This is a genomic window from Stenotrophomonas sp. X, from assembly GCF_055721025.1.
Map to the genome: position 1 here is coordinate 225743 of NZ_CM146756.1, position 12918 is coordinate 238660.

Here is a 12918-nt window from a genome sequence, read left to right on the forward strand (position 1 = left end):
TCAGCCGCGGCCGAGGAAATACTCCAGGATGTGCAGGTGGTCTTCGAACAATTGCGGGCCCATGTCCAACGCCTCACTCACCGGTATCCAGCGCGCCTTGTCGGCGTCGTCGCCACCGCGCACCGGCGGCAGTTCGCCGGCCGGGAATTCGAAGTGGAAACCGTGGGTGATGGTGCGGCCGCGCTGGCTGCGGTCGGGGTGGTCGAAGACCTGCTGGCCCTTCAGCGAACCCTTCAGCACCGGCAGCGGAATCTTAAGGCGGGTTTCCTCGCGCAGTTCGCGCAGGCAACTGTCCAGCAGGCTCTGCTCCTGGCCAACGAAACCGCCGGGCAGCGCCCACAGGCCCTTGCCGGGCTCCGAACGGCGCCGTACCAGCAGCACGTGGCCCGAATGCACCACCACCGCATCGGTGGTGACGAAGGTGGGCGCGTAGGGCGCATCCTTCCAGGCGGCCTTGTACTGTTCGATGAAGCGGTACTCGGCCACCAGCTGGGCATACGCAGGCGCGCTTTTGCGGAACGCTTCGAGCATGTCGTACACCGGCGCCGGCACATTGCCACGCAGCATCAGCAGCGCGCCGTGGAAGTCGACGTCGCCAGCTTCGAACAGGTAGCGCCGCAGCTCGGTGGCCGACAGGGTGGCGGTGTGCTGCACGTCCACCAGGGGCCATTGCGGGAACTCCCGCAGGTAGTAGCTGGAGGCATCCTTGTCCATGCCGATCAGGCCCACCTTTGCATCAGCGGCGGCACCGTCGTTGCGCAGGGCGTCGGCCACCTGGCGCTGCACATTGGCGATCCACTGTGCTTCGTTGTACAGGTGGTCACGCAGCGGGCGGATCAGCAGGCGGTCGGCGTGGCCATCGAGGGCGGCCTGGATCATCACGGCGCGTTCGGCCACGGTCCAGGGATTGCGGAGGCTGCGGGGGGTATCGGCAGAGCCGACCAGGAAGATCAGCTTGCGGGCCCGGCTCAGGGCCAGGCGGGCAACGGCGGCGTGGCCGTTGTGGAAGGGCTCGAATCGCCCGATGAAGACGAGATAGTCGAATTCCATGAGAATCCCTCATGTCGTTGTGGCAGCCGCGGGTCTGTCCCTTGGCTTGCTGCAGATGCTACGCCGATGGTGGAGCCGGTCAAGCCTGCAGGCCTGCCATCGGCTGAACGCCGCAGATTCCTGCCCGGACTGCGGTGGTGTTCTCAGGCCCTGAGAAGCCGCTGCGCCATACTGGCATCCACGCGGCGGACGGTAGGCTCGGGGGCAAGACGGTGGCGGACAAGTACTGCGATCTGGTCATGAAAGGCGGCATCACCAGCGGCATCGTGTACCCCAATGCGGTACTGGCGCTGGCACGCGAGTATCGGTTCAAGAGCATCGGCGGCACCTCTGCCGGCGCCATCGCTGCGGCGGTGGCGGCTGCGGCGGCATACGGTGATCGGCGCCAGCAGGCCGGCGAGCACCTGGCCGGTGATGCCGGTTATGGCGGGCTGTCGGCGGTGTCGGCGCAGTTGTCGCGGCGGGGGTTCATCTACAGCCTGTTCCAACCGGCGCGGGGCGCGCGTGCGGCCTATCGGCTGCTGGTGGTGCTGACCGGCAATGCCAGCCTGCCGCACAAGCTGCTGTGCCTGGCGGTTGCCGTGTTCGAGATCGCGCCGCTGGAAGTGCTGGTGTCGTTGGCGCTGCTGCTCGGCCTGGGCGGGTGGGGCGGTGGTTGGAGCGGCGTGGCGGCCACGCTGCTGCCGTCGCTGCTGTGTGCATATGGTGCCGGCGTAGCCGGTGCCGCGCTGCGGGTCGCGCGCGTGGCCCGGCGCAACCTGCTGGGCCTGTGCAGTGGCCTCGGTCGCGATGCACGTAAACCGGCATTGACCGAGTGGCTGCATGAATGCCTGCAGCAGTTGTCCGGCAAGCCGCTGGATGCACCGCTGACCTTTGCCGACCTGCATGACGCGCCGCGCTATGCCGGCGAGCCGGACAGCCCGCATGCGATCAGCCTGCAGATGATCACCACCTGCGTGTCGCACAACGAACCACGCACACTGCCGCTGGGCGGCGCGCAGTTCTGGTTCCTGCGCGAGGAGTTCGAGCAGTTGTTCCCCGCCAGCGTGGTGCAGTGGCTGGTGACGCAGGCCGGCCCGCCGCTGGAGGTGGAAGGGCGCCGGTACTACCACCTGCCGCAGGGTTCGAAGCTGCCGGTGCTGGTGGCCACGCGCATGAGCCTGAGCTTCCCGTTGCTGATCAGCGCGGTGCCGCTGCATGAGCCCTCGCGCCGCGAACGCCGCTGCGAACCCACTGCACCTGCCGCCGACGAGGAACACAACGTGGCCGACAGCATGGAAGGGCTGACCAGCGCCGGGCAGACCTGCGGCCCGGTGATCACCGCGTTCCGCATCTGCTGGTTCTCCGATGGCGGCATCAGCAGCAACTTCCCGATCCATCTGTTTGATGCCGCGCTACCGCGCTGGCCGACCTTCGCCATCAACCTGGTCTACCCGCAGCATGCCGAGGACGTGGGCCGCGGCAGTGATGGCCGACAGGCGCTGGAACGTGCCGTCTTCCTGCCCACCGAAAACCGCCACGGATGGCAACGGCATTACCAGTCCATTGCCACGCCGCTCGCCGCAGCCGAGCTGGGGCGCTTCCTGTTCGCAGTCGTGGCGACCATGCAGAACTGGCGTGACCTGCTGCAGGCACGCGCGCCGGGTTACCGCGACCGTATCGTGCACGTCAGCCTGCAGGGCGACGAAGGCGGCATGAACCTGGACATGCCGCAGGAGGTGCTGACCCGCATCGCCGACAAGGGCAGCCTGGCGGGCGCGCGCTTCTGTTCGTTCTCGTTCGAGAACCACTACTGGATCCGCTGGCGCAACCTGGCCTCGGCCTATCAGCGCTACACGTTGGAAGTGGCGCGTACCGACGACCCGGCGCAGCAGGTGCTGGCCTATAGCGCGGCGTACTCGATGGTTGCCCGTGGCGATCCGGCACCGCCGTCGTACAAGCTCGGCTCGGAAGACAAGCGTCGCGGCTCGCAGCAGCTGTGGGCGCAGATGGTCGAGCAGGGCCGCACCTGGGAAGACCTTGGCCCGGACCTGACCGATGGCGCACCGCGCCCGCTGCCGCAGATGAAGGTGACGCCGATCTACTGAGCGCGATCGATACAATCGTGCTTCATGCTGCAAGGAGCTGTGGATGTCTGCCCGCCAGGAACTGCTGGATCTGCTTGAACGCCTCGATACTCGCGACCCGGAACACCTGCCGGTGGTGCCACTGGCTGCGTACTTCGAAGGCAATGATTCCGAAGAATGCATCGCGCCCAACCAATGGGGTTTCGGTCGCCCGCCGATTGCCGAGCTGTACGCGCGCCTGGCCGTGATTGCAGCGAAGCCTGAAGTGGAAGGCGTGTACGTCGGCCTGCACCAGGACTGGGGCAGTGCATTGGAAGACGACAGCGAATGGCCTGCTGCCGAGAACGTGCATGTGCTGACCAGTGCCGACGTCGAGACCGTGGAAGGCTGGCTGCAGGGTCTGGAATGCGACGGTGTGGGCGAAGGCTGGCCGTACGGCCAACACATCGACGCACCCGTGCCCTCGGAAGGCCACCGCGTACTGACCGTGTTCTGGGACTAAAACGCGCCAACGAGGGTTGGCACCTACCAGTAGAGCCACGCCACGCGCGGATGCATTCCAGACTGAGAATTCATCCGGATGGGGGGGGCGGTTGCAGGGGGCGTGAGCCGCATGGGCCCGAGGCGTACCTCGGGCGGGTTGGGCAGGACGCCCAACCCCGGTCTTGCCGTGTGCGCAGGACAGCGCACACGAGCAAGCGGCGACCGAGCCTACATGGGTGAGGGCGCTTTGCTTGCGAAGCACTGCTTCGCAAGCGCCCGAACGCACAGCCGCCAGCGGCTGGGCCGGGCCCCGGAGGGGTACTTGCAGCGTCCCCTGCAACCGGACCCACCCCGCCAACCCACGGAAAGCCCGCTGTTGCTTTTTAGGTTGCCGGCCAGCGGCCGGCACTACCGCAGGTGCAGGGCGCAGCCCTGCCGAACCAACCCTACCGCCCCGGCAACTGCGCGAACGCGCGCTGCATGCAGTCCTCGCGCGGGCACACCCGGCAGCCCGGGCCAATCGACACCGAATTGCCCGGGCTCTGCACATCCAGCCCCAGCGAATACACCAGCCGTTCGGCATGCTGCAGGTCACAGCCCAGCGCTACCGCAAACGTCTTGCGCGGCTGCCCGTGCCCCACCGGGCCACTGCTGACCTGCCGCGCCAGCCAGAAATGACGGCGGCCATCGGGCATGCGCGCGGTCTGGGTAAGGATGCGGCCTGGCTGGTTGAACGCCTCGTAGACGATCCACAGCGGGCACGAGCCACCCACCTGCGAGAAATGGAAGTCGGTGGCCGAATGGCGCTTGGATACGTTGCCCGCGCGGTCCACGCGGATGAAGAAGAACGGCAGGCCGGGCGCACTGCGCCGTGCCAGCGTGCTCAGCCGGTGGCAGACCGCCTCGAAGCCGACGCCGAACTGGTGCGCCAGCAGTTCGATGTCGTAGCTGCTGGCCTCGGCCGCACGCAGGAAGCGCATGTAGGGCATGACCAGCGCGCCGGCGAAGTAGTTCGAAAGACCCACCCGCGCCTGCGCGATGCGCGCGTCATCGGTGAAGCCCGCACGCGCCACCACCGCGTCGATCTGCGGCAGGTAGCCGTGCAGGGCCAGTTCGGCGGCCATCTGGAACGCCTGCTGGCCTGGCTCCAGGTAGTCCGGCAGCCACAACCGGCGCGTGCCGGCATCGTAATGGCGCTTCTCGCGCCCGGCCTGCAGTGCGGCCACTTCCACCAGCACGCCGTGGCGGTCGGCCAGCAGCTGGCGCAAGCGCGGCGCCACATGCCCAGGCGATAGCCCCCACTCGGCGAACAGGCGCTCGGCCAGTTCGTCCAGCTCGGGAATATGGTTGTGCATGCGGTTGAAGAACTCGCGCACCTGGTCGCCGGCCGGCAGGGTGCTGCCGGCGCCGGGCTCGCCCAGCTGGAACTCCAGCGCGGCGGCATGCTCGCGCAGTGCCAGGTGGCGGCGGTGCAGGTCCAGCAGCGCACGGCTGACCTGCGGCAGGTTGCCCGCCAAGGCGCGCAGTTCGGCGGCACTGACTTCGGCCAGGCCCAGGTCGCGCAGGGTCTCGCCCAGCGCTTCCTGCAGCGCGGCGGGCTCATCTTCGTCGAACAGCGCCGAAACATCCCCGAGTACCTGGCCCAGCTTCTTCTGCACGGCCGGGGTCAGTGGACGCTTGTTGCGCTCAATCTGGTTCAGGTAGCTGGCCGACAACCCCAGTGCCCGCGCCAGGTCAACCTGGCTGTAGCCGCGCTGTTCGCGCAGCCGCAGCAGGCGCAGGCCGAGTTGCCGCTGGGGAGCTGAGGGATTCACAGAATTAACAGGAATCGTGGGGCGTGTTGGCCAGATTAAGCGGATTCAGCCCGGAAATCGATGTGCATGCTGTGAATAATGCCAAGCATCTTTCGCACCCTGTGGGATTGTCGTCATGACTGTTGCAGCGCCCCGTATCCGCATGCTGATCGATGGCCAGTTCGTTGAATCGGTCACCTCCCACTGGCAGGACGTGATCAATCCGGCCACCCAGGACGTGCTGGCCAAGGTGCCCTTCGCCACCACCGGCGAAGTGGACGCCGCCGTCGCCGCCGCCAAGGAAGCCTTCAAGACCTGGCGCAAGACCCCGATCGGCACCCGCGCGCGCATCTTCCTGAAGTACCAGCAGCTGATCCGCGAGAACATGAGCGAGCTGGCCCACATCCTCACCGCCGAACAGGGCAAGACTCTGCCCGACGCCGAAGGCGATGTGTTCCGCGGCCTGGAAGTGGTCGAGCACGCCGCCGCCATCGGCAACCTGCAGCTGGGCGAGCTGGCCAACAACGTGGCCAATGGCGTGGACACCTACACGATCATGCAGCCGCTGGGCGTGTGCGCCGGCATCACACCGTTCAACTTCCCGGCGATGATCCCCCTGTGGATGTTCCCGATGGCGATTGCAACGGGCAACACCTTCATCCTCAAGCCGTCCGAGCAGGACCCGATGGTGACCATGCGCCTGGTCGAGCTTGCCCTGGAAGCCGGCATTCCGAAGGGCGTGCTGAACGTCGTCCACGGTGGCGAAGAAGTGGTCAACGCGATCTGCGACCACCCGGACATCAAGGCCGTGTCGTTCGTCGGTTCCACCCGCGTCGGCACCCACGTGTACAACCGTGCCTCGCTGGCCGGCAAGCGCGTGCAGTGCATGATGGGCGCCAAGAACCACGCCGTGGTGCTGCCCGACGCCAACAAGGAACAGACCCTCAACGCGATGGTCGGTGCGGCCTTCGGCGCTGCGGGCCAGCGTTGCATGGCCGCCTCCACCCTGGTGCTGGTCGGTGAAGCGCGCAACTGGGTGCAGGATCTGGTCGAAAAGGCCAAGACCCTGAAGGTGAGCGCCGGCACCGTGTCCGGCACCGACGTCGGCCCGGTCATTTCCTGCAGCGCCCGCGAGCGCGTGGAAGGCCTGATCGCCTCGGGCGTGGAGCAGGGCGCCAAGCTGGTGCTCGATGGCCGCAGGCCGCAGGTGGATGGCTTCGAGAAGGGCAACTTCGTCGGTCCGACCATCTTTGCCGGTGTCACCACCGACATGCGCATCTACCAGGAAGAAATCTTCGGGCCGGTGCTGGTCATCCTCGAAGCGGAGACGCTGGAAGACGCCATCGCGATGGTCAACAGCAACCCGAACGGCAACGGCACCGCACTGTTCACCCAGTCCGGCGCGGCCGCGCGCAAGTTCCAGGAAGACATCGACGTCGGCCAGGTCGGCATCAACGTGCCGATCCCGGTGCCGGTGCCGCTGTTCTCGTTCACCGGTTCGCGCGCCTCCAAGCTGGGCGACCTGGGCCCGTACGGCAAGCAGGTGGTGCTGTTCTACACCCAGACCAAGACGGTCACCGCGCGCTGGTTCGATGACGAAACGCTGAGCCACGGCGTCAACACCACGATCAGCCTGAAGTAACGGCAGGAGCAGCCATGAGCCACTCGATGACGACGGAACTGGAAGAAGCGCAGCAGGCGTACCGCGAGGCAGCGCGCGACTTCGCACTGGCCGAACTGGCGCCGTACGCCGCGCGATGGGATGCGGAGGGCATCTTTCCGCGCGAGGCGATCGCCAAGGCCGGTGAACTGGGCTTCTGCGGTCTGTACATGGACCCGGAAGTGGGCGGCAGCGGCCTGAGCCGGCTGGACGCCGCCGTCGTCATCGAGGAGCTCGCCAACATCGATCCGTCGACTGCGGCCTACATCAGCATCCACAACATGGCCTCGTGGATGGTGTCCACGTGGGGCCAGCCAGCACTGCGCGATGCGTGGGGCACTGACCTGTCCTCGGGCAACAAGCTGGCCTCGTACTGCCTGACCGAACCGGGAGCCGGTTCCGATGCGGCCTCGCTGAAGACCACCGCCGTGCGCGACGGTGACTTCTATGTGCTGAACGGCTCCAAGGCCTTCATCTCCGGCGCCGGTGCCACCGAACTGCTGGTGGTGATGGCACGTACCGGCGGTGCCGGCGCCGGCGGCGTCAGCGCCATTGCAGTGCCATCGGACCTGCCGGGCATCAGCTTCGGCCGCAAGGAAGAGAAGATGGGCTGGAACAGCCAGCCCACCCGTGGCATCACCTTCGAAAACGTCCGCGTGCCGGTCAGCCACCTTCTGGGAGAGGAAGGCGGCGGCTTCAAGCTGGCGATGAAGGGGCTGGATGGTGGCCGCATCAACATTGCTGCCTGCTCGCTGGGTGCCGCCCAGGGCGCGCTGGATGCCGCGCGCCGCTACATGGGCGAGCGCCGCCAGTTCGGCAAGGCGCTGGCCGAGTTCCAGGCGCTGCAGTTCAAGCTGGCCGACATGGTCACCCAGCTGGTGGCCGCGCGGCAGATGGTGCACACCGCCGCACGCAAGCTCGATGCCGGTGCCAGCGATGCCAATGTCTGGTGCGCGATGGCCAAGCGTTTCGCCACCGATGCCGGTTTCAACGTCTGCAACGAAGCGCTGCAGATCCACGGGGGCTACGGCTACATCCGCGAGTACCCGATCGAGCGCCTGCTGCGTGACTGCCGCGTGCACCAGATCCTGGAAGGCACCAACGAGATCATGCGGGTGATCGTTGCCCGTCACCTGCTCAACACCGAAGAGGAACTGCGATGAAGGATTGGCGTACCCAAGAGCACGTGGGCCTGAAGGTCGAGGCCGACGGCCATACCGCCGTGGTCACCCTGAACAACCCACCGGCGCATACCTGGACCGTGCACAGCCTGTCGGCGCTGCGCGACCTGGTCGGCGCGCTCAACGCAGACCGCGACATCTACGCGCTGGTGATCACCGGTGACGGCGAGAAGTTCTTCTCCGCCGGTGCCGACCTCAACCAGTTCGCTTCCGGCGACAAGGCCGCAGCGCGCGAAGCCGCGCGCCGTTTCGGCGAAGCCTTCGAGGCGCTGTCCGGTTTCCGTGGCGTGTCGATCGCCGCGATCAACGGCTACGCGATGGGCGGAGGCCTGGAATGCGCGCTGGCCTGCGACCTGCGCATCATCGAAGACCACGCCCAGGTGGCGCTGCCGGAGGCCACCGTCGGCCTGCTGCCGTGCGCCGGTGGCACCCAGAACCTGCCGCGCCTGGTCGGCGAGGGCTGGGCCAAGCGCATGATCCTGCTGGGCGAGCGCATCAATGCCGAGACCGCGCTGCGCATCGGCCTGGCCGAAGAAAAGGTCGGCAAGGGCGAAGCCAAGGCACTGGCGCTGGAATGGGCGAAAAAGGCCGGCAAGCAGAGCCCGACCAGCATCGCCGCCTGCAAGACGCTGGTACAGGCCACCCGCACCGGCACCCACGCCTCGGCGCTGGTGGCCGAGCGCGAAGCCTTCGTCGACCTGTTCGACACCGCCGACCAGGTCGAGGGCGTGACTGCCTTCCTGGAAAAGCGCGCCGCGCAGTGGAAGAACGCATGAGCACCGACACCGCTGCCGACCACGCACCGGTGCTGTTCGAGGAGCGCGTGGCCGGTAACGGCATGCGCATCGGCATCGCCACGCTCAACGCGCCGCGCACGCTCAATGGCTTCTCGCTGCCGATGACACACCTGCTGCTGGAGCAGTTGAACGCCTGGGCCGACGACGACGGCATCGCCATGGTGGTGCTGCAGGGTGCTGGCGAGAAGGCGTTCTGCGCTGGCGGCGACCTGCACAGCCTGTACAAGGCCATGGTCGCCTTCCGTGAGGCCGGCCGCAGCGATATCCGCGAGAACGACTACGCCGCCGAGTTCTTCGACGTCGAGTACCGCGTCGATTACCTCATCCACACCTATACCAAGCCGATCCTGTGCTGGGGCCACGGCATCGTGATGGGCGGCGGTATCGGCCTGATGTCCGGCGCCAGCCATCGTGTGGTCAGCGAGCGCTCCAAGCTGGCCTTCCCGGAAATCACCGTTGGCCTGTTCCCTGATGTCGGTGGCAGCTGGCTGCTGCCGCGCGTGCCGGGCAAGGGCGGGCTGTTCCTGGCCCTGACCGGCGCGCTGCTCAATCCGGGTGATGCCATCTACGCTGGCCTGGCCGATGTACATGTGCCCGAAGAGCGCCGCAGTGCGGTGTTCGATGCGCTGCTGCAGGTGGCCTGGTCCAGTGACCCCGCACACAACCACGAACGCCTGACCCATCTGCTGCAGTCGCATGCCAGCGATGCCGCCACCGGTCCGCTGCTGGCCAATGCGGCGCAGGTCGATGCGTTGTGCGAAGGCGATGATCTTGAAGCCATTGTCGCGCGCATTGCCGGCCTGCAGACCGATGATGCGTGGTTGCAGGCGGCACAGAAAACGCTCGCCGCCGGGGCACCTGGGTCAGCACGGTTGTCGTACGAGCTGCAGCGCCGCAGTGCCGGCCAGGATCTGGCCGCAATCTACCGCCTGGAGTACATCGTCGCCCTGCATTGCGCCGCCCATGGTGATTTCGCCGAAGGCATCCGCGCGCTGCTGATCGACAAGGACCGCAATCCGCAGTGGAACCCGGCCACCCTGGCCGAGGCCACCGGTGCGTGGGCCGACACCTTCTTTGCTTCCCCCTGGGCCGCTGCCGCGCATCCGCTGGCCGACCTGGGCACTCCCCTTGTTGAAAGGAGCCTTGCATGAGCCGCATTGCATTCATCGGGTTGGGCAACATGGGTGGCCCGATGGCCGCCAATCTGGTCAAGAACGGCCACACCGTGCGCGTGTTCGATCTGGTCCCGGCCGCGGTGCAGGCCGCCGTCGATGCCGGTGCCAGCGCGGCGTCGTCGGCACGCGATACCCTGGCCGATGCGGAGGTCGTGATCTCGATGCTGCCGGCCAGCCGCCACGTTGAAGGTGTGTACCTGGGCGATGACGGCATCCTCGCCGCGATCCCGGCCGGTGCACTGGTCATCGACTGCAGCACGATCGCACCGGCCAGTGCCCGCAAGGTTTCCGAAGCGGCCGCCGCGCGTGGCCTGCAGATGATCGACGCACCGGTGTCCGGTGGTACCGCAGGGGCACAGGCGGGCACCCTGACCTTCATCGTCGGTGGCGAGGAGGACGCGCTGGAGCGCGCCCGCCCGGTGCTGCAGGCGATGGGCAAGAACATCTTCCACGTTGGCGCCAGCGGTGCCGGCCAGGTCGCCAAGCTGTGCAACAACATGGCGCTGGGCGTGATCATGGCGGTGACCGGTGAAGCCATCGCACTGGGCGTGGCGCACGGGCTGGACCCGAAGGTGCTGTCGCAGATGATGGCGGTCAGCACCGGCCGCAGCTGGGCCACCGAAGTGTGCAACCCGTGGCCGGGCGTGCTGGAAAATGCGCCGGCCTCGCGCGGCTACAGCGGCGGTTTCGGCAGCGATCTGATGCTGAAGGACATGGGCCTGGCGGTGGAAGCGGCGATGAGTGTCGGCGCCTCGATCCCGCTGGGCGAAGTGGCCCGCAACCTGTACTCGATGAACCACCAGGCCGGCCGCGGCAAGCTGGATTTCTCCAGCGTCGTGCAGCTCATCACCAGCGAAAAATAAGGTTTGGATGTGTAGAGCCGAGCCCATGCTCGGCTGCTTTTCCGCCGGATGTTCCAGCGCCGGACGGATCAGCCGAGCATGGGCTCGGCTCTACAGAAGCAGATGCGTCCCCGGCCGCGTGCCGGGGACCACCCGAGGTGGGATGGGCGGATGTTCGGTTTCGACCGGCATCCGCCCATTTTTTGCACCGCGCGCGGGTAGTGCCGGCCGTTGGCCGGCAGCACCGCATCAGGCAACGATCAGCGTTACATCAATATTGCCGCGGGTGGCGTTGGAGTACGGGCACACGACGTGTGCCTTCTGCACCAGTTCTTCCACCTGCTCGCGCGGCACGCCCGGCACGTTGATGGTCAGCTCGGCCTCGATGCCGAAGCCGGTCGGGATCTGGCCGATGCCGACCTTGCCGGTGACCGTGGTGTCGGCCGGCAGCGCGACCTTGGCCTGGCCGGCCACGAACTTCAGCGCACCCAGGAAGCAGGCCGAGTAGCCAGCGGCGAACAGCTGTTCCGGGTTGGTGCCTGGGCCGCCGGCGCCGCCCAGCTCGCGCGGGGTCGACAGCTGGATGTCCAGCACGTTGTCGGAGGAGACGGAACGGCCTTCGCGGCCGCCGGTGGACGTGGCCTGGGCGGTGTACAGAACCTTTTCGATGGACATCGGGATGCTCCTGGTCAGTGGGTGGGTGTTGCGTTGGAGCCTACTTTGCCCGCTTTCCGCGTACGTTGGGTTGCAACGCGTACGAAAAACTTGATCGATCGTCCTGTCGGCCTAGATCGTCCACTCGCGGTCGGTGGTGAACATGATGGTCAGCCAGCGGTCCGGCGAAGCCTCGCCCAGCGCGTCGCCGATCTCGTCGCGCAGCCGGTCCCATTCCACCAAGGGCCGCGGCGGGTCGTCTTCCGGCACCACGAAGAACAGCTCGATCTGCTCACCTCGCCCCACCTGCGCCACGTAGCTGCGGTGCTCGACGAAGCCGTGCCTGGCCACGATCCCGCGTGCCACCGCATCCACATGCGCCTGCAGTTCCGGCGGAGTGACCAGCAGGATGCCGGCCAGCGCCCGGCGCACGGTGCCGAGCGGGGCGATCATCACCAGCACGCAGACAAAGGCAAGGATGGCTGGGTCGATGTACGGCCCGACCCAGGCCAGCGAGGTGCCCTGCACCAGCACGCCGCCGAGGAAGGCCAGCAGATAGCAGGCCGACATGCTGGCGGCGATCACCCAGTTCTTCGCGTCCAGTGCGATGAACTCCGAACCGATGCGGCGGTTGGCGCGCAGGATGAACCCGGCCAGCGCACCTTCGCCAACGATCGACAACCCGGCGAAGGCGATGGCCGGACCGAGCGCGATGTGGCGGCCGCCGGACATCAGCGCATCCACCGCATTGACCAGCGCATACAGCGCCGCGCCGATCATCAGCGTGCCGCTCACCCCCAGCACGATCGGCTCCAGGTGCCAGAAGCCCATGGTGAAGCGCTGGTTGAGCCGCGACTGCAGCGCGTCGGTGCTGGTTGAAAGCGCGATCAGCCGCGCGACCAGCAGCGACAGCCAGGTCATCACCACGTCGATCAGGCCGTAGATGCCGTCGAAGATGATCAGCGAGGAATTGGCCAGCAGGCCGAACACTACCGCTGCCGCGGCCAGCAGCAGTGAGCCTGCGATGGACAGGCGCAGCACGCCTTGTTCGGTGGCGGGATCGAAGAACTGTGCGTGGTCGGTGGCCATGGCGCGATTGTAGAGCGGAGCCATGCTCCGCTGCCGTTGCGGACTGTCGACGCTGTCCCTTGGCAGCCCTGTGCCGTAGACTGCGTCCCTCCCACGTACCGATTCCCGCCTGCAGTGATCACGCCACC

General features: G+C 67.1%; 11 protein-coding genes. 7 read left to right on the top strand and 4 right to left on the bottom strand.

Going from position 1 to position 12918, the window contains the following annotated elements:
• Positions 1-1050 carry a bifunctional nicotinamide-nucleotide adenylyltransferase/Nudix hydroxylase gene (locus ACZ75I_RS00985; protein ID WP_219626892.1) on the bottom strand — a complete coding sequence of 350 codons (1050 nt, stop codon included), beginning with the start codon at positions 1048-1050 and terminating at the stop codon, positions 1-3.
• A gap of 239 nt (positions 1051-1289) precedes the next feature.
• On the opposite strand from ACZ75I_RS00985, the gene ACZ75I_RS00990 reads away from it, so the two are divergent.
• Positions 1290-3137, top strand: coding sequence for a patatin-like phospholipase family protein (locus tag ACZ75I_RS00990; protein ID WP_180868138.1), 1848 nt, complete (start codon positions 1290-1292; stop codon positions 3135-3137).
• A gap of 43 nt (positions 3138-3180) precedes the next feature.
• Positions 3181-3618 (top strand): hypothetical protein, encoded by a 438-nt coding sequence (locus ACZ75I_RS00995; RefSeq protein WP_154350063.1) that lies wholly within the window; start codon positions 3181-3183, stop codon positions 3616-3618.
• Between the two features lie 427 nt (positions 3619-4045).
• Here the strand turns inward: ACZ75I_RS00995 and ACZ75I_RS01000 are convergent, their stop codons facing one another.
• Positions 4046-5413, bottom strand: a complete 1368-nt coding sequence (locus tag ACZ75I_RS01000; RefSeq protein WP_472958585.1) for a helix-turn-helix domain-containing protein — start codon at positions 5411-5413, stop codon at positions 4046-4048.
• A gap of 115 nt (positions 5414-5528) precedes the next feature.
• Here ACZ75I_RS01000 and ACZ75I_RS01005 point away from each other — a divergent pair, with 115 nt between their 5' ends.
• Genes ACZ75I_RS01005 through mmsB form a run of 5 tightly spaced genes read left to right on the top strand, consistent with a single transcriptional unit; the run spans position 5529 to position 11068 of the window.
• Positions 5529-7034, top strand: coding sequence for a CoA-acylating methylmalonate-semialdehyde dehydrogenase (locus ACZ75I_RS01005; RefSeq protein WP_472958586.1), 1506 nt, complete (start codon positions 5529-5531; stop codon positions 7032-7034).
• A gap of 14 nt (positions 7035-7048) precedes the next feature.
• Positions 7049-8215 (top strand): acyl-CoA dehydrogenase family protein, encoded by a 1167-nt coding sequence (locus ACZ75I_RS01010; RefSeq protein ID WP_180868132.1) that lies wholly within the window; start codon positions 7049-7051, stop codon positions 8213-8215.
• Positions 8212-9009, top strand: coding sequence for an enoyl-CoA hydratase (locus tag ACZ75I_RS01015; RefSeq protein WP_107378945.1), 798 nt, complete (start codon positions 8212-8214; stop codon positions 9007-9009). Before ACZ75I_RS01010 ends, ACZ75I_RS01015 begins: the two co-directional genes overlap by 4 nt.
• A complete protein-coding gene (locus tag ACZ75I_RS01020; protein ID WP_472958587.1) occupies positions 9006-10181 on the top strand; it encodes an enoyl-CoA hydratase/isomerase family protein in 1176 nt (391 codons plus the stop codon). Before ACZ75I_RS01015 ends, ACZ75I_RS01020 begins: the two co-directional genes overlap by 4 nt.
• Positions 10178-11068: a 3-hydroxyisobutyrate dehydrogenase gene (mmsB, locus tag ACZ75I_RS01025; protein ID WP_054170732.1), complete on the top strand. Its 891-nt coding sequence runs from the start codon at positions 10178-10180 to the stop codon at positions 11066-11068. Before ACZ75I_RS01020 ends, mmsB begins: the two co-directional genes overlap by 4 nt.
• A 228-nt stretch (positions 11069-11296) precedes the next feature.
• On the opposite strand, the gene ACZ75I_RS01030 is transcribed toward mmsB, so the two are convergent.
• Complete coding sequence (locus ACZ75I_RS01030) at positions 11297-11722, bottom strand: organic hydroperoxide resistance protein (protein ID WP_061478828.1); 426 nt, start codon at positions 11720-11722, stop codon at positions 11297-11299.
• Positions 11723-11833: 111 nt separating this feature from the next.
• Positions 11834-12814, bottom strand: coding sequence for a cation diffusion facilitator family transporter (locus tag ACZ75I_RS01035; protein ID WP_472958588.1), 981 nt, complete (start codon positions 12812-12814; stop codon positions 11834-11836).
• Positions 12815-12918: the final 104 nt, after the last annotated feature.